A 25,547-nucleotide genomic window follows, 5' to 3' on the forward strand; every position below is an offset into this window, starting at 1 on the left:
TATTCTATTTTTGTGGCGGTAATTAACAGCTACCCGCAAAGTTAAGAAATGTTTTCTAGCATCAGTTAAATATATAAAAAGCTTACCAATTTAGATGAGATCCCAAGAGATTAGAGCCAAGTTTTTAGAATTTTTTAAGGAAAGAACCCATAAAATTGTTCCTTCTGCGCCTATGGTCATCAAAGATGATCCAACCTTGATGTTCACCAATGCCGGAATGAATCAGTTTAAGGAGTTTTTCCTAGGTAATTCCGTACCTAAACATACAAGAGTCGCAGATTCCCAAAAGTGCCTTAGGGTGAGTGGAAAACACAATGACCTAGAAGAGGTGGGTAAAGATACCTATCACCATACTATGTTTGAGATGTTGGGGAATTGGAGTTTTGGAGATTACTTTAAAGAAGAAGCAATTGCCTGGGCTTGGGAGTTTTTAACTGAGGTATGTAAAATAGATAAAGACTGTCTCTACGTAACCGTTTTTGAAGGGAGTAAGGATGCCGATAACCTAGGTCAAGATACTGAAGCTTTAGAATTGTGGCGCAAGCATGTGGCAGAAGATAGAATATTGTTCGGTAATAAGGCAGATAACTTTTGGGAAATGGGGGATCAAGGTCCCTGCGGACCTTGTTCGGAAATTCATGTAGATATTAGGTCTCAGGAAGAGAAAGAAAAGGTTTCTGGTGCTTCTTTGGTTAATATGGACCATCCGGAAGTAGTGGAAATATGGAATCTGGTATTTATGCAGTACAACAGGAGAGCTAATGGGAATCTGGAGCCATTACCTGCAAAGCATGTAGATACAGGTATGGGCTTTGAGCGACTCTGTATGGTGATGCAAAATGTTCGTTCTAACTATGATACTGATATATTTACCCCGCTTATTAGAGAAGTGGAGACTATAGCTAATGCCAAATATGGAAAGGATGAAAAGGTTGATATAGCTATTCGGGTTATAGTAGATCATATTAGAGCAGTGGCCTTTTCTATTGCAGACGGACAATTGCCTAGTAATACCGGAGCAGGTTATGTAATTCGTAGGATTCTGAGAAGAGCTATTAGATATGGGTTTACCTTTTTGGATACTAAGGATCCTTTTATGTACCGATTGGTTAAGGTGCTTGCCGATAAAATGGGGGAAGCTTTCCCCGAGCTTAGAGTACAAAAACAATTGATAGAGAACGTGATTAAGGAAGAGGAACAGTCTTTCTTAAAAACTTTAGAGCAAGGTTTGGTATTGCTAGATACTATGATCTCTATTAACAAAGGACTTACCGTAGATGGTAGAAAGGCCTTTGAACTTTATGATACCTATGGTTTTCCTATAGACCTTACGGCACTTATTTTAAGCGAGAGAGGTTATCAATTAGATGAAAAGGGGTTTAAGGAGGCCATGCAAGAACAAAAAGCCCGCTCTAGGTCGGCCTCCGAAGTTTCTAAAGACGACTGGGTAGTTTTGTCCAATGATTTAGAACAGGAGTTTGTGGGGTATGATTTGTTGGAAACCTCGGTTAAATTGGTGAAATATAGAAAGGTTACCTCCAAAAAAGAGGGGGAACAATACCAAATGGTGTTTAATTTAACTCCGTTTTATCCAGAAGGTGGTGGCCAGGTAGGTGATAAAGGTTATTTAGAAGCATCTAATGGAAACGTATACTATATCTTAGATACAAAAAGGGAAAATAATGAAATTGTTCATTTTACTAAGGAATTGCCAGTTGAAGTAAATGAAAGTCTTAAAGCGGTTGTTGATAAAAAACAACGCTGGAGAACGGCTTGTAATCACACTGCTACCCACTTATTGCATCAGGCGTTACGCGAGGTGTTAGGTGAACACGTAGAGCAGAAAGGTTCTGCAGTACACTCAAAATATTTGCGATTCGATTTTTCTCATTTTGCTAAACTTACAGTAAGCGAGATACGGGATGTAGAAAGTTTTGTTAATTCACGTATCTATGGCAACTTGCCTCTAGAAGAGCAACGAGGGGTTACTATGGAAGAAGCCCTAAAGCAAGGTGCTATGGCTCTCTTTGGAGAGAAATATGGGGATACGGTAAGGACCATCCGCTTTGGGCAATCTATTGAGCTTTGTGGAGGGACCCATGTGAAGAATACAAGAGATATTTGGCATTTTAAAATTAGATCAGAAGGCGCAGTAGCTTCAGGAATACGTAGGATAGAAGCGATTACCTCAGACGCCGTTAAAGATTTTTATTCGGAGAATAATAGGTTGATGCTCGAGATTAAAGATCTATTGAATAATGCAGCAGACCCAGTGAAGGCGGTAGCTTCTCTGCAAGAAGAGAATGCATCACTTAAAAAACAAATTGAAGGGTTTTTAAAGGATAAAGCCAAGAATTTAAAAGGGGACCTTTTAAACGAGTTAACCGAGGTAAACGGAGTGCAGTTCCTTGCGAAGAAGGTAGATTTAGATGCCGCTGGTATTAAAGACCTGTCTTTTGAAATGGGAAGTAATAAGGATAACTTATTCTTATTATTCGCTACAGAGCAAGATGGGAAGGCTTTATTATCTTGTTATATTTCCAAAGAAGTGGTGGCTGAAAAGAACTTAAATGCTGGAACCATAGTACGGGAATTGGGGAAATTTATTCAAGGTGGAGGAGGAGGTCAGCCTTTCTTCGCTACCGCTGGTGGAAAAAACCCTGCAGGTATTCCAGAAGTATTAAATAAGGCAAAGGAATATTTAAACTAATGTCAAGCATTTTATTGGAGCGATAAAGGTAAAAAGCGCTTTAGTAAATCGTACGACGCAGATTGGTTTTAATGAAGTGCGGAAGAGAATGAAGTTACAGACCTATATACCATTAGATAAGGCAAAGGGCCCAATGGACTACCAAAGCAGGGTAGTTTTGTTGGGCTCCTGTTTTTCAAAAAATATTGGGGACAAGCTAGATTATTTTAAATTTCGGACACTTTGTAATCCATTTGGGACGCAATTTCATCCCAAAGCTATAGAGCAGTTGGTGAGTAGGTCTATTGAAAAGGAAAATTACACCGAAGAGGATGTTTTTTTGCATGATGGAATATGGCACTGTTTTGATGCGCATTCCGATTTGTCGGCAGCATCTAAAGATCAATTGCTCCAAAATTTAAATTCGGGCCTAAACGTTGCATTTAATCATATTACAAAGGCTACACACATAATTATTACTTTGGGAACAGCTTGGGCGTATAGGCACAATGCAACAGATAAAGTGGTTGCTAACTGCCATAAGGTGCCACAAAAGGAGTTTTCTAAAGAAATAGTCTCCATAGAGTCCAATGTAAAGAGTCTTAGGAAAATTGTGGAAGGTATTAGAAGTGTAAATAAAAAGGCTCAACTTATTTTTACGGTTTCCCCAGTAAGGCACCTCAAGGACGGTTTTGTGGAGAATCAACTTAGCAAAGCAAACTTAATTACCTCTATCCATTCACTTCTTAATAGTATGGAACCTAAAGGGCATTACTTTCCGTCTTATGAAATTATGATGGATGAATTGCGAGACTACCGTTTTTATAACACAGATATGATTCATCCCAACACTTTGGCTATAGATTATATATGGGAGAAATTTATTTATGTTTGGATGTCAGAGTCTGTATTTCGTGTGATGGAAAGAGTTGCTAAAGTTCAAAAGGGGTTGCAGCATAGGCCATTTAACTTATGTTCGGCACAGCATAAGCAGTTTCTAGATAAACAACAACAAAAAATAAGGGAACTCCAAAAAGAGTACCCATTTATGAGATTTTAAGGATGAGAAATATTATAATAGGAATCGTATTAACCTTAACAGTGGTATTAGTTTTTCGTTCCTGCTCCGAAGATAAAAAGAAGACTTCTATTTTAGAGGAGAATTCCATGTTAATACAAGAGCAAGTAAATAACGTGGCTAAACTTATCGTTACCGAGGGGCATTTTGCCGAAGTGTATAACTATAAAGATTCGCAACAGCTATTTGGACCATTGATTACTGCAGATAAAAAAGCGCTAGTAGTGGTTAATGCAGAGGTAACTGTAGCCTATGATTTAAGTAAGATTGATTTTGAAGTAGACAAGGAGTCTAAAACCTTGTTTATCCGAAGTATTCCTAAAGCAGAGATTAAAATTTATCCCGATTTTGAATACTACGATGTTACCGCAGATTTCCTGAACCAATTTAATGCGGGAGATTATAATAAGATAAAAAGAAACGTAAATGCTTCTTTAATGAAGAAAATAGACGCTTCTTCCCTAAAGTCTAATGCAGAAAACCGACTGATAAGTGAGTTGTCTAAGTTTTTAGTGCTAACGAATACCATGGGGTGGACTCTAGTGTATGGTGATAGTACTATTGAGAGTTTAGAGGAATTAAAACCTACCAACAAAATTATTAAGAATTAGCTGAGGTTAATACTTACTTAAAGTGGGTATTAGCCCACTTAATATACTGTTCCCAATCATAATCCGTAACATCATGCTTGCCTGTACGTATATGGTAGGCAACAGTGTTATGGATAGGTGAGTTGGTATTTGGCATTTCCATGTTACCAATACCTTTCTTGCCGTATAATTCATAAACTGATGATGCATATTTGGTGGATAAAAATTCACCTTTTGGATCTGCCCATCTATCTTCTTTTGCGCTTGCTACATAAAGAGGTCTTGGTGCTATAAGGGCCAAAAGTTGGTGTTGGTCTACAGCTAATGCCCCCTCATTATTATTGTATTCTTTAAAGTTGGTGCAGAACCAATGAGGAAAGCGTTCGTTTATAACTGCTATGGTTTCCCCAAATGTTCTTTTGGACATTGAGGCACCACCACATCCCGAATTGTTAGATATAACACCAGCAAATCTTTGGTCGTTAGCTCCAGCCCATAGGGCAGATTTTCCTAACCTAGAATGTCCAAAAACAATAACTTTTGAAGCATCAACCTCAGGATTTATTTCAAAATAATCCATTGCCTTGCTCAAGCCCCAGGCCCATGCGGCAATACTTCCCCACTCTTCTAGTTTTGGCTGATTTTGATTTTCACTATATAAAAGATGGTGTATTCCGTCTGATAAATCATTTTTATCTGGATCAACCTCCCCATAGTAAATAGTAGCGAGGCCATAACCGGCATTTATGATTTTTTCAATTGCCCACCTATTGGTGCGTTTGCCTCTAGAGGCTGCAGTTAAGGTGTTGTTTTCAATTCCAAACTCCTCATTATTGTTGGACCATGCAGAAGAAATTATTACCGCTTCGTCTTCAGTAATCGTATGATTTCCATAAAAGTTATAGCCTAAAAAGAGGGCTGCATTTTTCACATGTTTTGGGAGGTAAAGTAAAATGGTAAAACTCAATTTTTTATTGTTATGAGTAAAAGTGAGTTCTACCTGTCTGCGCAGGGCTTTTCCATTAAGCGCATTGTCGTCCTGCTCTAAGATATGGTAGGAGTCTATTTTTAGATTTTTAGGCACCCGTCCATAAACATTGTCTTTAAAAAAAGCATGTAGTTCTGGTCGTCTTAATTTTTCCCAATCAGCAGTAGTACTAATGGTTTTGCCTTTAAAGGTGATTAAAGGGTTAGGGACCTCAAATAAAGGAACTTCGTTTTCATTATAAATGGTTTGGGCTTTGGAAATAGACATGGAGACAAGGAATAAGAGTATTGTAAGTAGGACCGGTATTTTCATAACATTATTAATTAATGGTCATCTACACTCTGTATAATTTTAGATTTCGACAAAAGTCTAAATTACTAAATTTTTATCTACTAGTTCCAACCCGTCATCTATTAAACGTCCTACGCTAGGTTTGTTGCGCTTTACATTGGCGAGATGTGCTGAAATTTCATTGGCAAACTCGCTATCTCCATTATTCATTGCCAACTCGTATAATTCCACGGGTAGTAGCCAATCTTCGGGGTGGTTCGATAAGAGTTCTTGGAATACCTTATTTCGGGAAATAGTGGTGTTTTCACCCTCTCTAAACTCTCTAACTTGTTTGTAGAGTTGCTCTAATTGGAGATCTAATTTAGTTTTAGGTGTTTTGATAGTGGTATCGGAAATTTTGTGAGTAATTAGGTCAAAACTAGATAAGTCTGCCGGACCATTGAAAACAGAAACAATAGATTGACCAACTGCCATATTATATAATCCTTGTTCTGGATGGAAGAGTATTTGATCGTGGTGTTTTACAGTGCAATTAGAAAAGGAGATTAAGATAATTTCTCCTTTTAAGTTTCTTGTCCCAGTTATGATCTTTCCGCTAACGGTGATGCCTCCAATAAACTCTAGGGTAACCACTTCACCTTCGTAAATATTATAAGCCTTTAAGTCTCTTGGGCTCATATCCTCAATAGCGATATTTATTCCCTTTAGTTTTCCTATCGGAGCGCCAAATCCATTAGGGTAATGCTTAGTTCCATGTCCTATAAGTTCCTTCTCTCTATAAGAAAGTGCCGTCTTGCCTTCGGTGAAAAAATAAATAGGCTTCCCTTCATGAGCAATAGCCCTAGTGAAATTCCCGGAAATTTGAATGCCTGTGCTTAATTCTATGGTGCCTAATTCTTTGGACTCCACTAACTTTTCTAAACCGCTTAATCCGCCCTTGCGGAGGGCCATTGTATTGGCAAATTCTTCTAGTACTTGGTTGAGGTAGGCAAAGTCTGGGGTTACAAAAAGTTGAGGTTGGGGTTTGGTTATATCAAAGGAAGTATGTACCGCCTCAAGCGAATAGGGTATCTTCTTTACTTCATCTGTCATGCACCAAGCACTTTCACCAATAGAGGATAAAAGACCAGCTCCATATATTTTAGGGTTTTCTAGGGTGCCTATAAGTCCGTATTCTACGGTCCACCAATGTAAATTTCTAATGAGAGCCATTTCACTAGGCTCTCCCATATTTTGCTGAAGTTCCTCAATTCTTTTTTCTGCTTTTTCAATGAGGTCTTGGGGTGTTCCTTCCGCTTCCTTTATAATGGAAAGATGTCTTACAGCTTCATAGAGTTCATAATCTTTTTTGCTAGAAAGGGCTTTGCTGCCAATTTCCCCAAACCTTCTTAAATACTCTGCATATTCGGGATTGGCAATAATAGGCGCATGGCCTGCACCTTCATGAATAATATCTGGTGCGGGGGTATATTCTATGTGTTCTAGCTGTCTAATGTCAGAAGCAATAACCAAAATATTATAAGCCTGAAATTCCATAAATGCACTAGGGGGAATAAATCCATCTACCGCTACCGCTGCCCAACCAATTTCTTTTAGAATACGATTCATTCCGTACATATTGGGAATGTGGTCTATGGCAATCCCCGTTTTATGAAGGCCATCTACATAGCTTTTATGAGCTACCTTACTGAGATAGTCAACGTTTTTTCTCATTACATAACGCCAAACAGCCTGATTTATCGCGGTGTATTCCTCATAGTTTTGAGGCTTTATATATTGCTTTAAATGTTTGGGTAGCTTATCTAATATGAAATTGCTTTCAAAGGTCATTGAGTCTGAATTAACTGATTAATTAAAGATACAAAAAAAGCCACGCCTTAAGGAAGTTTTACTTCTCTAAGGCGTGGCTTAACAGAAAATTATTGTGGTCTTTAACTCTTTGTTCCTAGCTGATTATAATAACAAATTACAGCATAAGTTTTAAATAATAGGTGATGTTCTAGTGAGGTCTCCTATTTGTTATCGGATCCTGGGGGATAAGCTTTTAGAATTTCGGCAACAAATTCTTTTATTCTCGCTTCTTTCTTTTCAATATCTTTTATGTTGTGAAGGCTACCAACTCCTCTTCCTTGCCATACCAATTCTTTGTTTTTTGCGTCTATAATATCTATGTATAAAGAACCTTCTGTTCTTGTGCTTACATTACTGTTATTGTAAGGTCCTCCCCAAAAATATGGGTTCCATCCCCAACCATAATAACCGCCATTCCAATAGTTGCTATAGACATCTACTTGCTGTCTTTCTTTTGTAAAAATGCTGAGAAGTATGTCTGGGTCATTAGATTTCACGAATCCACGAGAGTTCATTTCAAAATCTATAGCTTTTAGAATTCTTTTTTTGTCTAGATCGGAAATTTGTGCCTTGTCTATACCCGTCTTGTAAAAAGCGTAAGTTTTAAAGTTGTCAAAATTTGCTTCCCTATCGTAATCTGTTAATACTTGTACCGAGGTACATGAACCTAATAGAAGCAAAGCGAAAATAGGAACGATTAAAAATCTAAGATTCTTCATAGCTGTTATTTTTGAATTCGTAGTCATTATAATTCTAATAAATAATCTCAAAAACCGTGCCGAATGAGTAGTTATTAGTTTCTTCGGTTAGTACGCGGATTATAGCCATAAGGGCAATGTCTACAGCCACTTTCACAACAGTATCCTCTTTTTAAGAGATATTGCTTAGTGAAAACTTTATACCCTTCTTCCGAAAGATAAAAATCCCCTTCTTCTATTGGTATTAATTTTTTCATCAGTGTAAATTTATAGGATTTTAATGAATAACCCACCTATTATACATTTGATTGGGAATATTTGTGCTATTCTCACGTAGTGTTTTGTGTAGTTAACCCCAAAGAGGCAGTTTTAAATCGATTAGAGTTCATTTTTCAAATAAGGACTTATATCTTTGAATATGTTGTTATTTTTTTAGGTCTATGATCATTGTATTTAAACATCTTTTTTATAAAAACTATGTAGGATTGTCGTTATGGCCATTTATTATATTGAAGCATACTGCCCTAAAAAAAGATACAGTGCTCATCAATCATGAGAAGATACACCTTAAGCAGCAACGAGAATTATTAATTATTCCTTTTTATCTCATCTACTTACTAGAAGGCTTAATTCGGTTTTTCATTTATTTTAATGCCTATAAGGCTTATAGAAACATTAGTTTTGAGCGAGAGGCATATCAGAATGAATCCAACTTACTTTATTTGCAACAACGAAGTCCGTATAGTTTTATTAAATATCTTTGGGGTGAAAAGATATAGATGTGTCAGTAATTCATCAACAAGTAAAACTTTCCTTATTAAAAGATAAGCAGGTTTCCCTAGTTGTAAAAAGGGAAGATTTGATACATCCTTTTATTTCAGGGAATAAATTCCGAAAATTAAAATACAACCTTTTAGAAGCTCAAAAACAGGGGTACCATACCCTTGTTACCTTTGGTGGTGCTTATTCTAACCATATTGCGGCCACTGCTTATGCAGGCAAAGAGACTGGTTTGCGTACTGTTGGTATAATACGGGGAGAAGAATTAAAAGGTGGGTATAAAAGTAACCCTACCCTTGCCCAGGCTAGAAAAAACGGAATGGAATTTATCTTTATTTCTAGAGATCAATTTAGGGATAAGACTAGCCCTATATTTTTACAGAGTTTACAAGATAGTATAGGGGAATTCTATCTGGTACCAGAAGGGGGAACCAACGATTTGGCTATAAAAGGATGTGAGGAGATATTGGGAGAGAGCGATATTAACTATGACTATCTGTGTTGTAGTGTAGGTACAGGAGGTACTGTAGCGGGAATAATTAATGCATCTGGTGCTACTCAAAAGGTAATAGGCTTTGCTTCCCTAAAAGGTGATTTTCTAACAAAAGATATTCGTAATTTTGTCACCAAAGACAATTGGGAAATAAGAACCGATTATCACTTTGGCGGTTATGCCAAAATATCCGGAGAACTAATATCGTTTATAAATTGGTTTAAGCGAGAGACCGGCATTCCCACAGACCCTATTTACACCGGCAAGTTGTTTTATGGTGTTTTGGATTTGATAAAACAGGGTTACTTTAAACCAGGAACGTCCATCTTGGTAGTACATACAGGGGGATTGCAAGGGGTTGAAGGAATGAATATAATTTTAAAAAAGCGACAGCAACCATTGATAGAAGTATGATAAAAAGAATAGTAGCGGTAGTTATTTTTGGATCCTTAATGATCGCTTGTGGATCTAAAAAACGGGTGTCTCACACAAAGAAAACAACAGAGAGAACGGTAAAAAAGCCTGCAGAAAGAGCAGCTGTAAAGGAATATAAACAAGAAGAAAGTGTGCTTTATCCACTTCCAGAAGATACAGGAGACTTCGTTCAGTTTTCTATTAACTCTGTAGAAGAGTATATAGCATCCTTTGCTGATATTGCTCGTTTTGAAATGAAAGCTTATGGTATTCCTGCCAGTATAACTTTGGCTCAGGGAATCTTAGAGAGTGGAGCAGGGAGAGGATCCCTTACCCAGAGGACCAATAATCATTTTGGAATAAAATGTCATACCGGTTGGGAAGGCGATTATGATTTTCATGATGATGATGAAAAGGGGGAGTGCTTTAGGAAATACAACCATCCTATGTATTCCTTTAGAGATCGAAGTATCTTTTTATCTACGCGTGCTCGATATGCTTTTTTATTTGATTTAGAGCACGACGATTATGTGGGCTGGGCAAAAGGATTAAAAAAAGCAGGTTATGCTACGGATAGAAAATATCCGGATAAGTTGATTTCAGTTATAAAACGATATGGGTTAGATAAGTACGACCAGGAGGTTATAAAAACTGGAAGAATAGTAAAAAAGGAACCCAAGCAATATAACTTTGAAACCTACGTGGTAAAGAAAGGGGATACTTTGTACTCTATTGCAAGAAGATACTTTGTTACTGTTTCAGAACTGATGGAGTTGAATAATATGAAGAGTAGTGATTTGGCGATAGGCCAAAGACTTACTGTTAAAGCTGTAAAAAAATAGGTAAAATGATATATAAAAGAAGTAGTGCCTTGTTTGCCGAAGCGCAAAAATTTATTCCAGGAGGGGTAAACTCTCCAGTTAGAGCGTTTAAAGCTGTGGGAGGGAATCCCATATTTGTTAAAGAGGCTAAGGGTGCTTATTTGTATGATGAAGATGGTAACCGCTTAATAGATTATATAGCTTCTTGGGGGCCCTTAATCTTGGGGCATGCCTACGAGCCTGTGATTAATGCGGTGATAGAAAAGGCAAAAAAAGGGACCTCCTTTGGAATGCCAACAGAAATAGAAACTCAATTAGCAGAACTAGCGGTTTCTATGGTGCCTAATATAGATAAGATCCGTTTTGTAAATAGTGGTACCGAAGCCTGTATGAGTGCTGTTAGGTTAGCTAGAGGTTATACCGGAAGGGATAAGGTTATAAAATTCGCGGGATGTTACCACGGACACTCAGACTCCTTTCTAATTCAGGCGGGTAGTGGAGCGGTTACCTTTGGTACTCCAAATAGTCCTGGAGTAACACAAGGTACTGCAAAAGATACTCTTTTGGCTACCTACAATAATTTGGAAAGTGTAAAATCTTTAGTAACTGCGAATAAAGGCGAAATTGCCGCTATTATCATAGAACCCATAGCAGGGAATATGGGATGTATTATTCCAGAGGAAAGTTTTATGAAAGGCTTAAGAGATATTTGTACTCAAGAGGGGATATTATTGATTTTTGATGAGGTAATGACTGGGTTTAGACTTGCCAAAGGTGGTGCCCAGGAAGTATTAGGAATAGATGCCGATATCGTAACCTTTGGGAAAGTTATAGGTGGAGGTTTGCCTGTAGGCGCCTTTGCGGCTAGGGATGAGATTATGGGGTATTTGGCTCCAGACGGACCGGTTTATCAAGCAGGTACACTTAGCGGTAACCCTTTAGCTATGAGTGCTGGATTGGCTATGCTAACCGAATTAAATAATAATCCAGATGTGTTTAGAAGTCTTGCTGATAAAACCGCCTACTTGGGAACTGGATTGGCTAAGGTGCTGACGGATAATAATATTCCCTTCCAAAAAAATAGATTTGGTTCTATGATGTCTATTCACTTTACGGATGAACCTGTAGTTGATTTTGAAAGCGCTGTTAAAGGGAATAATGATAATTTTAAAAAGTATTTCCACGGAATGTTGAGAGAGGGTGTTTATCTTCCTCCTAGTGCCTATGAAAGTTACTTTTTAAATGATGCACTTACTTATGAGGATTTGGATGCTACCATTGCTGCCCTTTCCAATATTGTTGACGATTTAAAATAATAAGCAATTAAATTTGGTATTCGCCTTCTAAGTCCCCTCCTTTTTACAGGAAGGAGCTTGGAAGGCAGACTACCAAATATTTTTTTAGTTATTGTTTCGATCTTTGATTTCTTTTATGTCCTTTGCTTCTCCCTTTTCTTTTATGCATTCTGTCTGCTTTTAAACTTTCCCACTTCTCAAATTGATCCTTAGTAAGTATTTTTTGCAATTGCTGATTTTGCGCAATTTGATGATCTAATCGTTCATTTCTAAGAGCATAGCGTTCTTCCGAAGTCAGCTTTTTCATCTCTCCGCTTTCTTTTTTTGCTCTCATCTCTTTCATTTTCTCCATACGAAGAGTCGCGTTTTCTACATTTAACTTTTGGATTTGTGCTTGTTGAGCATCATTTAAACCTAGAGCCAAAGTCATTTTTTTGGTTTGAAGAGTAGCCACCTGCTCGGGGCTCATATCCATCATTCCTTTTCTGTGATCATTTTGTGCGAAAGCTGTAAAGCCTATCATTAATAAGACTGTAAAAATTAACTTTTTCATTATCTGAAATTTTAAGGTGTTTAATACTAAGACAGTAGAAATGAAGTTTGGTTTAGTTAGGGTTTCCAGCTTTAGTAAAGTTTAACAGCAATTTATAATGATTGAGGGTGGGTAAATTGCCTCATAATTAATTAGAAGCGCTATGCGTTGGGGTTGTATCCAATAGCGGAGAGTATCAGCTAAAGAAGTAACCAAAAGTATTCCCAGATTTCCTTTACTATTATTTTTAGATTACAGAATTCTTGGAAAAGGGTGAAAATAAAAAAGCCATCCTATTAAAATAGAACGGCCTTTGTTTGTATTAAATGATTGGTTTTTCTGTATTTATAACAGCCTTCGGGACTTAATTCGTTATTCCAAGCTTGCAATAGTATTGTCAACTTTCTCGTTGTTTTCTATGGTTAGCACTTCTTTTTCATTATAGCTGTCTTCTTGCAGATGATTGCAAATTAAGGCTGAAGCAACGAAAGCGATAAGGTAAAAAAGACTTTTAATTCTGTAGTTCATAACGTAGAGGAATTGGTTATACCCTCTAAATTATGGTAAGTATTGAAAATCTAGGTGAGAATGTTGTGAATTAGCGTATTTTTGTGGTGTAGATGCGTAAAAGGGTATTTTGCCTATTAAAATTCTGAAAATTGAGGCTCCTCACTAGCTTTATAGGCCTCGCTAATTCGCTGGTTGGGGGTAATAGTGTCTTTCTCCTTTATTGGTATTTCAACAGATTGTATTGGGGTAGGTTGCTCATTATCTATATCCAAATAGTAATAAAATAAAGCCGATGCTATAAAACAGATAAAATATAGAAGACTTTTAACTTTGTAAGACACTATTTTGGATTTAGAAATACCACGTCAAATGTAGGAATAATCTTTAATATTTTTGCGATAAGTGTCAGATTTTGTGAAACTTTCATGTTTTTAATTATGTTTTCGGGAGGTAGTTGAGGTGAATTTTGGGTGGTATGTAAAAAAAAGGCTAGGGTGTTTTAAAGTACCCTAGCCTTTTTAATAATGCTGTTCTTTACTTATTATTTGGGATCTAAAATATGGTCGATCCTTGTTGCCGCATCTTGCAAGTGATATTTACTCATAGCATCTGAAGTTCGGCCAATTGCATTTTTAATATCCCGTCTTAGTATATTTAATTCTGCTCTGGCTATAGATCGTATGTCGGACTGACTTGTATTTATGGCAGTAGATTTCTGGTAACCACCCCTACTAGATTTTTTACCTTCACTTTCTGCAACCATTAAATAAGCTAAACGATCTATATGTGCTTTTTGTAGGTTTCTTCTATAGGTGTCTATAGTTTTACCATTTCTAATTTCCGACCAAATTCCCTTTCTAAGGTCGTTCATCATAGTTATAAGGCTATAGGCTTCTTTCCCATTCATAGCCTCATTTTCAATCAGCCTAGCCATTCTGCCTAAGCTTAGAATGTTATTTAAGGTTCTTTCCTGCATATTTCTTATGCGCTCTACAGAACCAGAATACTCTATTTTGCTAAAAATGTTTTGGTCAATAAGCCATTCTGGTGTTTTAAAGAGTTGATCTTGAATAAAAGCCATGCAGTTTTGTTGATGGGTTTTATCTACTGGAGTGTACACAGGGCCTTCCTGATCGAACGTCTTTAGATTCTCATATACACCACCTATATTATTGCTTACATGCCCCATGTATCTGTTTAATTGGCCAATAACTTGTCCGTACATAATATTTAGGTCCTCATAATCTTTTCCGTCTTCAGCGGTCCATTCTACGAGTTTTGGAACAATTAGTTTTAGGTTGTTTATTCCATAAGTGCTTGCTTTAATTGCATCGTCACCTAAGTCTTCAGTTTGCGAACTAGGGTCTACTACATCGCCTACTTGTTGGTGACCGAAACGATAGAGAGGGTCTCCGGCATGCTTTAAGATCCAGCTATCTAATATCTCTTTCTCTTCGGTTTCCGATTTATCTAAGATTGGACGGTAACCCCAACTAATGGCATATTTATCATAAATACCAATATTAGGCATTAGGGCAACGTCTTTATCTCCTGGTTGTGCTATATAATTAAATCTAGCATAATCCATAATAGAAGGTGCCGTACCGTATTTTTTGGTGAATGTAGCAGATCTTAATGAGTCAACAGGGTAAGCAGAACTACTTCCCATGTTGTGGGGTAATCCTAAAGTATGACCAACTTCATGGGAGGATACAAAACGTATTAAACGGCCCATTACTTCATCCTTAAAAGCAACACCTCTAGCGTCTGGATTAATAGCAGCAGTCTGTACAAAATACCAGTTTCTTAGCAAAGACATTACATTGTGGTACCAGTTTATATCAGATTCTAATATTTCACCAGTCCTAGGGTCGCTTACATGAGGCCCATTAGCATTAGGTATAGGAGAGGCTAAATAACGAACTACAGAATACCTAACATCTTCAGGAGACCAATCTGGATCTTCTTCAATTGATGGTGGATCCTTTGCTAAGATGGCGTTTTTAAAACCTGCAGCTTCAAAAGCTACTTGCCAATCTTCAATTCCCTGTTTTATAAAAGGCACCCATTTTTCTGGGGTAGCTCTGTCTATATAATAAACAATCGGTTTCTTCGGTTCTACCAATTCACCTCTTTTGAACTTTTCAATATCCTCGTCCTTTACCTCTAATCTCCAACGATCTAAAAAGGCAATCCGCTTGCTTTCTTGTACATCAAGACCATAATCTATCTGACTACTTGTAAACCAACCAACACGAGGGTCAAACTTTCTTCGCTTCATAGGTTCTTCTGGAAGTAGCACCATAGAATTGTTAATTTCTATAGAGATAGATCCCACAGTAGCATTAGATGGCGGATTGCTTGCAGCGTAGGTTTTTACGTGTCTTGCCTCTATGTTTAGAGGAAAACTTTTAAGTGACTCTATATAGCTTCTAGAGGTTTCTAAACGGGAAACTTTATATTGTTTTCGGTAATATTCTGGCATCCCTAAAGCCTTTACATCCTGCTCAAATAGTTCGTTTACCTCAATAACGGTGGCTAATTTGGTAGAATCTTTTTTGTTTATCGCTTTTATGTCGAATGCATATAAAACTGGCTCAAAATTAGAGTTCACTACCGCTTCATAAATCGGGAGTGAGTCAGATGCCACTACATCGTGACTAACCACTCTAAGAAGTACCTTTTCATCCTTCTTTTCCCATCTAAGGACTTTGGTGTTAATCTTTCCTCCGCCAAATCCTATTCCACTTGCGGTCTTGGAAATTCTGCTAACCATTAGCATTTCTTTTGTGAACAGGCTATCTGGAATTTCATAATAGTATTTGTTATCTACTTTATGCACGTTAAAAAGCCCCTTATCTGTGATAGCTTCTTTGGTGATAACCTTTTCATAGGGCTCAATTCCTCCTTTTTTTGATTTCTCTGAACCTTTTGCCTGTTCTGTCTTTTTAGATTTCTTTTTAAAAATCTGGGCTTCCGTAGTTGTAATAAAGCCCAATAACAAAAATGCGCAGAGCATTTTTGGGAGTTGATTTGTAAACATGAGTTAGTTGTTTTTTGTGCTTTTTCAATTTTATCAAAGAACTGAATTAAATTTAAATTTTGGAAGTGCGTTGGTTATATTCAATAATCATTAGTAAAAGTAAATGTTGTGTGGGAATAATGTAAGGATGGTGTTTACTTTTTAAATATATAGTAGATAAATGTTGATTTTCATTGTGTAAATGATGACAGTGATATTTTTATTTTTCCTATTGAGATGTGATAATGTATTAATTACTAGAACTCATTATTAAGAGGGTAGCGCTACTTTTCTAGAATTTGGATGGACTGATTTCTATGGCATTTTTAATATTAGGGTCTGTCTCCTATCCTTTTTATGGTAAGAGAAGTGTTATTAGATTCCTGTATTTGGGACTATTTCTAAATATATCTTAGAATTCTATTTAACTCTGTTCAAAACTAAAATACAATAGTATCGGTGGCAATTTTGGGGAGGTGGTAATTCCCATAATCAATATTTAAACCATTAGGTAGGTCCTCGTTTTTAGATTCGGGTTGTTTAACCAGGGAATTAAAAAGGAAGAGATTTTTTAAATGTTTAAATGAAGTAATATTAGAAAGGTGTTCCCCATTAAACTTAGAGTGAGTTAAATTAAGGGTCCTTAGGTGCTCCAAAGGTGCTAACTTTTCAATGTTTTTTCCTGTTATATTGGTATGACTTAAATTTAGCGTGGTGAGATGTGGAAATGTCGCAATATGCTCAAAAATGGCATCTGTTACTTCTGTACTTCCTAAATCTAGATAAACTATTTGTTGTTTTACTGAGTTCAGCAATTTTATGTCATCATCGGAGAAGGAGGGCATGTTAATGCAAGAGACCCGGATTAAATTATTTGACTCGCTAATTGGCTCTATGTGGAATCCGTGTTTTCTTATCGCTTTTATAGTATCCTCAGGTATAGCTTCTACCTTAACATCTGGATATTCAGAAGTATTTTCCTTGCGGAAAAAGGAGGTAAACAAATGTTTTTTAAGTTCTAACTCTCCAATGTTTTTATCAAGGGATGAGCCTGTTTCTATCCAAGCCTTAATCACTTCAATTTCTTCCTTAGATAATTGTGTCTTTTCTTTAGGTGGCATATGGTCTTCATGGTCTTGTGGAAGAATGAGTCTCGCATAAAGAGGACTGTTTTTAGCATCTTTCGGAATTATAACATCTCCATTTTCACCCCCTTTTAAAATGCCTTCAGCATCGTTTAATTGTAGGTCTCCTTTACTTTTATTAGGACTGTGGCAGCTTAAACATTTATTGTTTAAAATGGGTTGTATAACTTGATTGTAAAAATTAGATTCTTCCCAAGATGCCTCCTCTAGTTTGGGCATTTCATAAGAATTAACTTTAAATCCCAAAGCAATTTTTATACTAGTAGGCAAAGGTTCTAAGAGATAGTCGGATCCATGAGTAATGCTGCCACCAAGATGACCGGTCATTGAAATTAGAAATAATAGAGAAAAAGATAATATAATTTTAGGTATTCGCTGTAAAAACTCCACCTTGGAATTTTCTTTAACCCTTAGGTACATTAGCCCAGAAAATAGAGCAGTGGCTATTCCCACCCATAAATGAATTTTCACGGTATCAAATGAGTACCCCTCACCTATATAAAGTAAATATCCACTAATACAGGCAATTGTTGCTGCTATAAAGCCCCATAGAAAAACCTGTGCAATTACTTCCTCTTGTTTATTTTCCTTGCGATCTATCCATTGAAGTAATAAAGCAGTAATTATAAATCCTATTGGTAAATGAACGACTATGGGATGTAAACGCCCTATGAGTTGTTGGATGACTTCCATAAATTAATTACTCAATTTTAGACGTTTTTTTATCGCTTCCATCATAAATACATTGGCTTCCCATTGGTCAGACAATGGGATTCTCGTATAGGGTAAGGTAGGCATATAATCTGCAGGGCCAAATTCTGTGGTGACGGTAAATATGCCCTTATTTTCTTTCCAACCTTTTTTGATGATGGCTTCCCAAATATCCAAATGTTTTTCCAAAGCATTTGTCCATTCAGGGGCTTTGGGATCGTTCACCTGAGGTCCCTGGCTATGGCCAATACGTGCATGAATGTGATGCGACCGGTCAATAACTGGTGCAAGCAAATTTTCCTGTCCTTGAAGTAAGGATTCATGAACCATCATCCAATGACTCACGTCCAAGGTGAGTTTTAAATTGGGGATTTGTGTTAAAAATTTATTGGTTTCTGGAAGGCTATAGCTAAATCGGCCCCTGTGCGTTTCATGATAAACGGGAATATTATATTTTGAACTCAGGGAATTGGCGGCTTCTATAAATGCTTGGTTTTGTTCAAAAGTAAAAAAATCGCTACCGGTATGACAGTTGACTAAAAAAGGATTCCATTTCAGAATTTCTTCTAAGTTATTCGTATAGTCCTCTAAACTTTCTTTAAATGGCAAACCTTTATTGGTGCCATGTAAAAAAATAAATTTAAGCTCATGTCTTGCGATTGCCTCTTTTAAATTGTTTTGTGCATCAATTTTAGATGGTCGCCAAACTTCTATGCCGTCATACCCTGCTGCTTTTACACGCGCGCAAAACGCATCATAATTTAATTGATTACCCCAATCTGTTTGAAAAAACAATATTTTTTCCTGAGCTAGGGAGGTGGAGACAAAACTAATAAGGAGAATTATAAAGATTTTAATTGAATGCATAATGATAGTGTAGTTGGTTAGTTAGGCTAGAATTTCGTGTATTACGTGTCCTTCTACATCAGTTAATCGGAATGGTCTGCCCTGAAATTCATAGGTAAATTGCTCATGGTTAAACCCTAATAGATGTAGAATAGTAGCATGTACATCGTGAACGGAAACTTGTCCCTCTAGGGCAGAAAAACCAATTTCATCTGTAACTCCCCAACTGGCTCCTTTTTTTATTCCGCCTCCTGCCATCCACATGGTAAAGGCATCCCCATGGTGGTCCCGTCCTAAATAGGCCATTTTTTGACCTTCCCTGTTTTCTAACATTGGCGTTCGTCCAAACTCCCCTCCCCATACCACTAAGGTTTCTTCTAATAACCCTCTTTGTTTTAAATCTAGGAGTAGGGCTGATATAGGTCGGTCTATTTCCGTACACTTATTTCTAAGGCCAAGATCAATAGAAGTATCGTGTCCTGTTCCATGGCTATCCCAGCCCCAATCGAACAACTGAACAAACCGAACTCCGTCTTCTACTAGTTTTCTTGCTAGCAGACAGTTATTAGCAAAAGACTCCTTCCCTGGCTCAACTCCGTACATTTCTCTGATATATTCTGGTTCGTTGTTGATGTTCATTACTTCTGGAACGGCAGTTTGCATCCTATATGCCATTTCGTACTGATTAATACGGGCTAAAATCTCCGGGTCGGCATATTCATTAAATTCGGCTTTGTTTATTTTATTTATAGCATCAATGGTACTCTTTTTTAAATTTCTACTGATACCTTTTGGGTCTTCTATATAAAGTACTGGGTCTCCTATAGAACGACATTGTACTCCCTGGTAAACCGATGGTAAAAATCCGCTTCCCCATACACTCTTCCCTGCATCAGGTGTTTTTCCACCCGAAGTTAGTACTACAAAACCGGGTAGATTTTGGTTTTCCGATCCTAAGCCGTAAGTGACCCATGACCCAATACTAGGCCTTCCTAATCGTGGGCCACCGGTATGCATAAATAGTTGAGCAGGACCGTGATTAAACTGATCTGTATTTACAGCTTTTAAAAAGGCTACTTCATCTACTACTTTAGAAAAATGGGGCAGAAAGTTAGAAACCCAATTCCCCGATTCTCCATGTCGTTTAAACTCAGCTTGTGGACCTAGCAGTTTAGGTGTTCCCCTAATGAATGCGAATTTTTTTCCCTCTAATAGGGATTGCGGGGTAGCCTGTCCGTCCAATTTGTGAAGTGTAGGCTTATAGTCGAACATCTCTAACTGTGAAGGAGCCCCGGCCATATGTAGGTAAATAACCGATTTTACTTTTGCTGGGAATGGTGGCGGCATCGAAGCCAAGGGGTTTATATCGCGCTCCGTAAGTGCTATTTTTCCATTATCACTATCGCCTAGAAAGGAATTACAGCCCATAAACATGGAGCCAAGGGCTAATCCGCCCATCCCTGCAACACATTCCTTAATAAAATGCCTTCGGGTTTTTGCCTGTATATCCCTGTTTATCTTTTCTTTTATAAGTCGGTCTAAACTGTTCATCGCTAGGATTTAGTTAAAAATTCGTCCAAATTCATAATGGAGTTAGCCACTACGGTCAGTGCAGCTAATTTTGCATCTCCATTTACATCATTAGGTATAAATTCTTTTATATTGTCCGGATTAATTTTGAAATCGGATAGGGATTGATCGTACAATTCCTTTAGAACTTCGAGCTTTTCTTGATTGATATCTGTCAGAACTGCTCTGCTATATCCCTTGCTTATTCCTATCTCTACTTCCTTGCTTTGTTCCATATATTTTGCCAAATGATAGGCGGTTTCCAAATACACAGGGTCGTTAAGGGTGACCAATGCTTGTAGTGGGGTATTCGTTACCGTTCTTCTTACTGTAGATACCTCCCTACTCCCTGCATCAAATGTTAAAAATGAAGGGTAGGGGCTAGTTCTTTTTAGGTAGGTGTACAATCCTCTCCTATATTTATCTTCCCCCTTGCTTTCTACCCAATTACCTCCGTTATAAACAGTTTGCCATATTCCATCTGGTTGTGGGGGCATTACACTGGGGCCATACATTTTAGCACTCAACAGTCCTGAAACCGCTAGGGCTTGATCTCTTATCTGCTCTGCACTTAGGCGTATTCTAGGACCTCTAGCATAAAGTGTGTTGTTAGGATCCAAATTAAATAGCTTTGCATTACTCTTAGAGCTTTGCTGGTAGGTGCCAGACATAACAATGTCCTTAACCAATGCCTTAATACTCCATTGATGCTCGTTCATAAATCTTAGAGCTAACCAATCTAATAATTCAGGGTGGGAAGGGGGATCAGATTGTGAACCCATATCCTCTAATGTAGCTACTATACCTCTCCCATAAAGCTGATGCCATACACGATTAACAAGGGTGCGTGCAGTAAGGGGATTTTCTTTACTGACTAACCATTTGGAGAGTCCCAATCTATTTTTTGGCCATGCGTCATTCCATTTGTTCAGACTTTGTGGGGTGGCTGGTTCAACAGTATCTGTTTTCATAAGCCAATTGCCACGCTCAAAAACTTGGGTAGTTCTTTTTTGATAGTCGGGGTTTTCTATTACAATTGGTAAAGTGGGTACATGGGAATTTATTAGCTCCATAAAGTTGTCTTCCATATTAGCTTGTGCAACATTTTCGGAATTAACTTCAGGTAGAAATGCAAACCAAGTGATATAGCTAGTAGGGCTGGTTGAAGGTATTTTATCATTGTTTACCTCTATATATAGGTTTATTTTCCCTTCTACTTTTTTAAAGGGGAATTTTTGTATTACTCTTCCCTTTGTTTTATTGATGGTAAACTGAGCTAAAATTTCACCTTCAGAATTATCTTGGCGAATAGTCATTTTGGTACCGTCTATTCCGGAGGAATACCTTAGGTAAATGAAATTGGAGTTTTGGGTATACACATCATCAAGGTGGCACGAGCCATTGTCTCGTAGGGCTAGCCATTTGGTGTCGGCTAAATTTCCATTGGTATAATTATACGCTAAATGGGCATGGTAAACAGGCTCTAAATACTTTATGAATTCCTTATAGGAATTAGCGACCTCTTTGTTGTTATTGTTAGAGATCCACTCATAAATCTGATCTATTTGCGACTTTTGATTTTCGTTGTAAAATCTAAGGTTAGGCTCATCTTCAGAAGTATCCTCATCTCTAGAATTATTGAAAAATGCCATAAGATTATAATACTCCCTATGTTTAAATGGGTCGTAGGTGTGGGAGTGACATTGTACACAGCCAATGGTGGTGCTTTGCCATACTTCAAAAGTGGTGTTTACCCGGTCTATTACAGATGCTACTCTAAACTCTTCATCTTCCGTTCCTCCTTCGTCATTACTCATTGTATTTCTATGGAAGGCAGTAGCAATTAATTGGTCATCAGTTGGGTTGGGCAATAAATCTCCTGCTAATTGTTCTATAGTAAACTGGTTAAAGGGCATGTCTTTATTGAAAGCCTTAATAACCCAATCACGATATCTCCACATGGTTCTTCCCATATCTTTTTCATAGCCTTTTGTGTCGGCATAACGAGCGTGGTCTAACCACCAACTCGCCCATTTTTCACCAAAGGAAACATCGGCTAATAAGATGTCTACCAATTGTTCATAGGTGATTTTTCCCGAGTTAAAATTCTCGTATAAACCAGCTTTTGGTGGGAGTCCTGTAATGTCTAACGCTAATCGTCTTGCAATAACACTAGATGCAGCAGGTACACTAGGTTCTATTCCGTTTTGCTCTAGCTTTCTTAGAATAAAATGGTCAATACTATTTTTTACAAAATCATCTGTCTTATAATTAGCTAAACTTGCCAATTGAGTGGTGGTAGGCACTTCTACCTCTTCGGGTAAGGTATATGCCCAATGTTGACCCCATTTAGCACCTTCATCTATCCATCTAGTTAATAAATCAATTTCTTCCTCTGATAGTTTGGGCTTTTGATACGGCATACGGAGTTCTGGATCGTCCTCATGCAAAAGTTGTATCATACGACTCTTTGTGGCATTACCCGGAATTATTGCAGGAGTACCCGATTCGGTGTTAGCAAAAGCTTCTTCTTCAAACAATAAGCTAAATCCACCATTTTTTTTAACACCTCCGTGACAGGTGATACAGTTCTTATTTAGGATGGGTTTTATCTGAGTGCTAAAATCTACAGTTTCTTCTGGTTTAAAAATATCCCACGTAAAAAGCCCTAGGACAATAAACCCAGCAATAAATAAAAGTATGTATAGTCTATTTTTCAAGATGGTTTAGGTTACAATAACTTCACATATTAAAACATAAAAGAGAAATAACTAAGCTTTCTCTAAATGTTATTCATCATATTAGATTGATTAATAGGATGTAGCGTAACAATTATAGCGATAAATTAATCTAAATTCTACAGTTTAAACGACATATATTGATACTATTTTGCGTTTAACTAGGATGTTGTCGTTTGGTTAGGTGCAATTGTCGATAGTAGAATTATCCAGTTTATGGTTATTAAATATAAGGAATTATATGGCTGCTTAAATATTCTAGAGGGTAAGTAATGATGTAGAATAATGGAGAAGGCAAACATCATAAGAGGAAAATAGGATGCTGGTTTTATAATGGGGGTGGTTATAGGTGCTTTAAATTTATGTCATTTAAACACTATAATTTTAAATGTTAAAAAGAAAAAAGGGTCGAGAATTAATTCCCAACCCTTGATATTATTACCCAATTCTTTTGTGCGCTGAATTGGCTTAAGTATTTCTTACTTCTTTAAGACTACTATTTTTGTATCTCCTTCCGTAGTTACTTTTAGTAGTTCGTGCTTAGAAAGAGCTTTCATAGACTTGTCCCATTTCTTGCCGCTTAAAGCTGCTTTTTCTTTTAGCTCATTTAAGTTCATAGAGCCAGCAGGTTTTAGAAGTGCAAGAATTTCTTTTTCCTCATCTGTTAATTCTACCTCTTTTCTTTCAGGGCGCATTTGAGGGAAAAATAAGACCTCTTGTATGGAGGCATTATTGGTCATCAGCATCACCAAACGGTCTATTCCAATGCCAATTCCACTAGTTGGAGGCATACCATACTCCAAAGATCTAATAAAATCTTGATCGATAAACATCGCTTCATCATCTCCTTTTTCGGAGAGTTGAAGTTGGTCTTCAAATCTTTCACGCTGATCTATAGGGTCGTTTAGCTCAGAATAGGCATTTGCTAATTCCTTTCCGTTTACCATCAATTCAAAACGTTCGGTTAAAGCCGGATTGCTTCGGTGCTCTTTGGTAAGCGGACTCATTTCTTTTGGGTAGTCAGTGATGAAAGTAGGCTGTATATAGTGGTGCTCACATTTTTCACCAAAAATTTCATCAATCAACTTACCAATTCCCATAGTATCGTCTACTTCAAGATTTAACTTTTTGGCAACCTCTCTAAGTTCATTCTCGTCCATGCCAGCAACATCAAATCCAGTGTGTGTTTTAATGGCTTCTAAAATAGGAACTCTTGGATAAGGAGCTTTGAACTCAATTTCATTTTTCCCAACTAATACTTTTGAAGTACCGTTAGAGTCCATTGCTACTTTTTCTAATAGCGTTTCTGTCATGTCCATCATCCAATTGTAATCCTTGTAGGCTACATAAAGTTCCATAACCGTAAACTCTGGATTATGGGTGCGGTCCATACCTTCGTTCCTAAAGTCCTTAGCAAATTCATAAACACCATCAAATCCGCCAACAATTAATCTTTTTAGGTATAACTCATTGGCTATCCTTAAATATAAGGGAATGTTTAACGCATTGTGATGAGTTACAAACGGACGGGCAGCAGCACCACCAGGAATGGGCTGTAGAATAGGTGTTTCTACTTCCAAATAACCTGCATCATTGAAAAATTGACGTATGCTATTGGTAATCTTAGTACGTTTTATAAAGTTTTGCTTTACCTCAGGGTTTACAATTAGGTCTACATAACGCTGACGGTAACGTAACTCAGGATCATTAAACTGATCGTGTACCTTGCCATCTGGATCAACTTTTGGAAGGGGTAACGGTCTTAAAGACTTGCTTAGAAGGGTAAATTTCTTTACCATAACCGTTTTCTCTCCTACTTGAGTGGTGAAAAGAGTTCCCTCTACTCCAATAATATCCCCAATATCCAAAAGCTTTTTATACACCTCATTGTACAAGGTCTTATCTTCCCCCGGACAAATCTCATCCCGGTTAAAATATACTTGTATTCTTCCTTCGCTATCTTGCAATTCTGCAAAGGAGGCCTTTCCCTGTATCCTTCGGGACATTAGCCTTCCGGAAAGAATTACCTCTTTGTCTTCTTCATAATTTTCCTTGATGGTCTTGGACGTGCTATTAACAGGGTATAGCGCAGCAGGATAAGGGTCTATTCCCATTTCCCGTAACTTGCCAAGTTTTTCTCTTCTGATTACTTCTTGTTCCGAAAGTTGCATACAATAATGATTAAGGCTGCAAATATAGCTACTCTGGGTTAATCTATCAATCCGTTAATAGTATTGTTGTATTCCCTTTCATGTTTTTTACAGCTTCTTGTAACAAAAACATTATATTTTCGTCCTATGAATACATCAATCAAAATCAAAAAAGTAAATGGGCTGTTTTAGAGTATTGTTCGCCATAATCTTCCCACCACTGTCGGTTATTGATAAAGGTTGTGGGTCATTTATAATTGTTTTTCTACTTACCTTATGTGGATGGGTACCAGGTGTAATTGCCGCTTTGGTAATCCTTAACAATCCTAATTAAGT

The 25,547-nt window shown here is 37.3% G+C and carries 20 protein-coding genes; 7 read left to right on the forward strand and 13 right to left on the reverse strand.

Annotated elements, in window-relative coordinates; genetic code table 11:
- Positions 1–94: 94 nt before the first annotated feature.
- The 3 genes from alaS to H344_RS0111450 all read left to right on the forward strand — a co-directional run bounded on the left by alaS (position 95) and on the right by H344_RS0111450 (position 4,378).
- On the forward strand, positions 95–2,710 hold the full coding sequence (gene alaS / locus H344_RS0111440) for an alanine--tRNA ligase (protein WP_026810453.1): 2,616 nt from the start codon (positions 95–97) through the stop codon (positions 2,708–2,710).
- Between the two features lie 88 nt (positions 2,711–2,798).
- Entirely contained in the window at positions 2,799–3,749 is a 951-nt protein-coding gene (locus tag H344_RS0111445; RefSeq protein WP_026810454.1) for a GSCFA domain-containing protein, read from the forward strand.
- A 2-nt stretch (positions 3,750–3,751) separates the two neighbouring features.
- The gene (locus H344_RS0111450; protein WP_026810455.1) at positions 3,752–4,378 is read left to right on the forward strand and encodes a DUF4230 domain-containing protein; all 627 of its coding nucleotides are present in this window, start codon (positions 3,752–3,754) and stop codon (positions 4,376–4,378) included.
- Between the two features lie 13 nt (positions 4,379–4,391).
- Here the strand turns inward: H344_RS0111450 and H344_RS0111455 are convergent, their stop codons facing one another.
- The 4 genes from H344_RS0111455 to H344_RS21870 form a co-directional block, all read right to left on the reverse strand.
- Positions 4,392–5,657, reverse strand: coding sequence for an alpha/beta hydrolase family protein (locus tag H344_RS0111455; protein WP_026810456.1), 1,266 nt, complete (start codon positions 5,655–5,657; stop codon positions 4,392–4,394).
- 57 nt (positions 5,658–5,714) lie between these two features.
- The gene (locus tag H344_RS0111460) at positions 5,715–7,466 is read right to left on the reverse strand and encodes an aromatic amino acid hydroxylase (RefSeq protein WP_026810457.1); all 1,752 of its coding nucleotides are present in this window, start codon (positions 7,464–7,466) and stop codon (positions 5,715–5,717) included.
- 182 nt (positions 7,467–7,648) lie between these two features.
- Positions 7,649–8,206 (reverse strand): DUF4136 domain-containing protein, encoded by a 558-nt coding sequence (locus tag H344_RS0111465; RefSeq protein ID WP_026810458.1) that lies wholly within the window; start codon positions 8,204–8,206, stop codon positions 7,649–7,651.
- Between the two features lie 74 nt (positions 8,207–8,280).
- Entirely contained in the window at positions 8,281–8,442 is a 162-nt protein-coding gene (locus H344_RS21870; protein WP_169514962.1) for a DUF5522 domain-containing protein, read from the reverse strand.
- Positions 8,443–8,966: 524 nt separating this feature from the next.
- On the opposite strand from H344_RS21870, the gene H344_RS0111475 reads away from it, so the two are divergent.
- Genes H344_RS0111475 through hemL form a run of 3 tightly spaced genes read left to right on the forward strand, consistent with a single transcriptional unit; the run spans position 8,967 to position 12,009 of the window.
- Positions 8,967–9,872 (forward strand): 1-aminocyclopropane-1-carboxylate deaminase/D-cysteine desulfhydrase, encoded by a 906-nt coding sequence (locus H344_RS0111475; RefSeq protein WP_034256495.1) that lies wholly within the window; start codon positions 8,967–8,969, stop codon positions 9,870–9,872.
- The gene (locus tag H344_RS0111480; protein WP_026810461.1) at positions 9,869–10,714 is read left to right on the forward strand and encodes a glucosaminidase domain-containing protein; all 846 of its coding nucleotides are present in this window, start codon (positions 9,869–9,871) and stop codon (positions 10,712–10,714) included. Before H344_RS0111475 ends, H344_RS0111480 begins: the two co-directional genes overlap by 4 nt.
- Before the next feature lie 5 nt (positions 10,715–10,719).
- Positions 10,720–12,009 (forward strand): glutamate-1-semialdehyde 2,1-aminomutase, encoded by a 1,290-nt coding sequence (gene hemL, locus H344_RS0111485; protein ID WP_026810462.1) that lies wholly within the window; start codon positions 10,720–10,722, stop codon positions 12,007–12,009.
- 88 nt (positions 12,010–12,097) lie between these two features.
- On the opposite strand, the gene H344_RS0111490 is transcribed toward hemL, so the two are convergent.
- The 9 genes from H344_RS0111490 to lysS all read right to left on the reverse strand — a co-directional run bounded on the left by H344_RS0111490 (position 12,098) and on the right by lysS (position 25,232).
- Entirely contained in the window at positions 12,098–12,541 is a 444-nt protein-coding gene (locus H344_RS0111490) for a DUF4890 domain-containing protein (RefSeq protein ID WP_026810463.1), read from the reverse strand.
- A gap of 351 nt (positions 12,542–12,892) precedes the next feature.
- A complete protein-coding gene (locus H344_RS21680) occupies positions 12,893–13,048 on the reverse strand; it encodes a hypothetical protein (protein ID WP_157378241.1) in 156 nt (51 codons plus the stop codon).
- Positions 13,049–13,164: 116 nt separating this feature from the next.
- Positions 13,165–13,371 (reverse strand): hypothetical protein, encoded by a 207-nt coding sequence (locus H344_RS0111500; protein WP_026810464.1) that lies wholly within the window; start codon positions 13,369–13,371, stop codon positions 13,165–13,167.
- A gap of 200 nt (positions 13,372–13,571) precedes the next feature.
- Positions 13,572–16,073 carry a zinc-dependent metalloprotease gene (locus H344_RS0111505; protein WP_026810465.1) on the reverse strand — a complete coding sequence of 834 codons (2,502 nt, stop codon included), beginning with the start codon at positions 16,071–16,073 and terminating at the stop codon, positions 13,572–13,574.
- 419 nt (positions 16,074–16,492) lie between these two features.
- Positions 16,493–17,890: a c-type cytochrome domain-containing protein gene (locus H344_RS0111510; protein WP_026810466.1), complete on the reverse strand. Its 1,398-nt coding sequence runs from the start codon at positions 17,888–17,890 to the stop codon at positions 16,493–16,495.
- Between the two features lie 3 nt (positions 17,891–17,893).
- On the reverse strand, positions 17,894–18,775 hold the full coding sequence (locus H344_RS0111515; protein WP_026810467.1) for a sugar phosphate isomerase/epimerase family protein: 882 nt from the start codon (positions 18,773–18,775) through the stop codon (positions 17,894–17,896).
- 21 nt (positions 18,776–18,796) lie between these two features.
- Entirely contained in the window at positions 18,797–20,305 is a 1,509-nt protein-coding gene (locus H344_RS0111520; RefSeq protein WP_026810468.1) for a DUF1501 domain-containing protein, read from the reverse strand.
- A 2-nt stretch (positions 20,306–20,307) separates the two neighbouring features.
- A complete protein-coding gene (locus tag H344_RS0111525; RefSeq protein WP_240484976.1) occupies positions 20,308–23,043 on the reverse strand; it encodes a PSD1 and planctomycete cytochrome C domain-containing protein in 2,736 nt (911 codons plus the stop codon).
- Positions 23,044–23,540: 497 nt separating this feature from the next.
- Positions 23,541–25,232: a lysine--tRNA ligase gene (gene lysS / locus H344_RS0111530; RefSeq protein WP_026810470.1), complete on the reverse strand. Its 1,692-nt coding sequence runs from the start codon at positions 25,230–25,232 to the stop codon at positions 23,541–23,543.
- 157 nt (positions 25,233–25,389) lie between these two features.
- On the opposite strand from lysS, the gene H344_RS21435 reads away from it, so the two are divergent.
- Positions 25,390–25,545 (forward strand): YqaE/Pmp3 family membrane protein, encoded by a 156-nt coding sequence (locus H344_RS21435; RefSeq protein WP_084148787.1) that lies wholly within the window; start codon positions 25,390–25,392, stop codon positions 25,543–25,545.
- Positions 25,546–25,547 lie beyond the last annotated feature (2 nt).

Origin of the sequence: Arenibacter latericius DSM 15913 (genome assembly GCF_000424985.1) — a bacterium.
Lineage (GTDB): Bacteria > Bacteroidota > Bacteroidia > Flavobacteriales > Flavobacteriaceae > Arenibacter > Arenibacter latericius.

Coding starts and splice junctions, on each gene's coding strand:
- alaS (WP_026810453.1), top strand. CDS start 95: ATGAGATCCCAAGAGATTAGAGCCAAGTTTTTAGAATTTTTTAAGGAA.
- H344_RS0111445 (WP_026810454.1), top strand. CDS start 2,799: ATGAAGTTACAGACCTATATACCATTAGATAAGGCAAAGGGCCCAATG.
- H344_RS0111450 (WP_026810455.1), top strand. CDS start 3,752: ATGAGAAATATTATAATAGGAATCGTATTAACCTTAACAGTGGTATTA.
- H344_RS0111455 (WP_026810456.1), bottom strand. CDS start 5,657: ATGAAAATACCGGTCCTACTTACAATACTCTTATTCCTTGTCTCCATG.
- H344_RS0111460 (WP_026810457.1), bottom strand. CDS start 7,466: ATGACCTTTGAAAGCAATTTCATATTAGATAAGCTACCCAAACATTTA.
- H344_RS0111465 (WP_026810458.1), bottom strand. CDS start 8,206: ATGAAGAATCTTAGATTTTTAATCGTTCCTATTTTCGCTTTGCTTCTA.
- H344_RS21870 (WP_169514962.1), bottom strand. CDS start 8,442: ATGAAAAAATTAATACCAATAGAAGAAGGGGATTTTTATCTTTCGGAA.
- H344_RS0111480 (WP_026810461.1), top strand. CDS start 9,869: ATGATAAAAAGAATAGTAGCGGTAGTTATTTTTGGATCCTTAATGATC.
- hemL (WP_026810462.1), top strand. CDS start 10,720: ATGATATATAAAAGAAGTAGTGCCTTGTTTGCCGAAGCGCAAAAATTT.
- H344_RS0111490 (WP_026810463.1), bottom strand. CDS start 12,541: ATGAAAAAGTTAATTTTTACAGTCTTATTAATGATAGGCTTTACAGCT.
- H344_RS21680 (WP_157378241.1), bottom strand. CDS start 13,048: ATGAACTACAGAATTAAAAGTCTTTTTTACCTTATCGCTTTCGTTGCT.
- H344_RS0111505 (WP_026810465.1), bottom strand. CDS start 16,073: ATGTTTACAAATCAACTCCCAAAAATGCTCTGCGCATTTTTGTTATTG.
- H344_RS0111510 (WP_026810466.1), bottom strand. CDS start 17,890: ATGGAAGTCATCCAACAACTCATAGGGCGTTTACATCCCATAGTCGTT.
- H344_RS0111515 (WP_026810467.1), bottom strand. CDS start 18,775: ATGCATTCAATTAAAATCTTTATAATTCTCCTTATTAGTTTTGTCTCC.
- H344_RS0111520 (WP_026810468.1), bottom strand. CDS start 20,305: ATGAACAGTTTAGACCGACTTATAAAAGAAAAGATAAACAGGGATATA.
- lysS (WP_026810470.1), bottom strand. CDS start 25,232: ATGCAACTTTCGGAACAAGAAGTAATCAGAAGAGAAAAACTTGGCAAG.
- H344_RS21435 (WP_084148787.1), top strand. CDS start 25,390: ATGGGCTGTTTTAGAGTATTGTTCGCCATAATCTTCCCACCACTGTCG.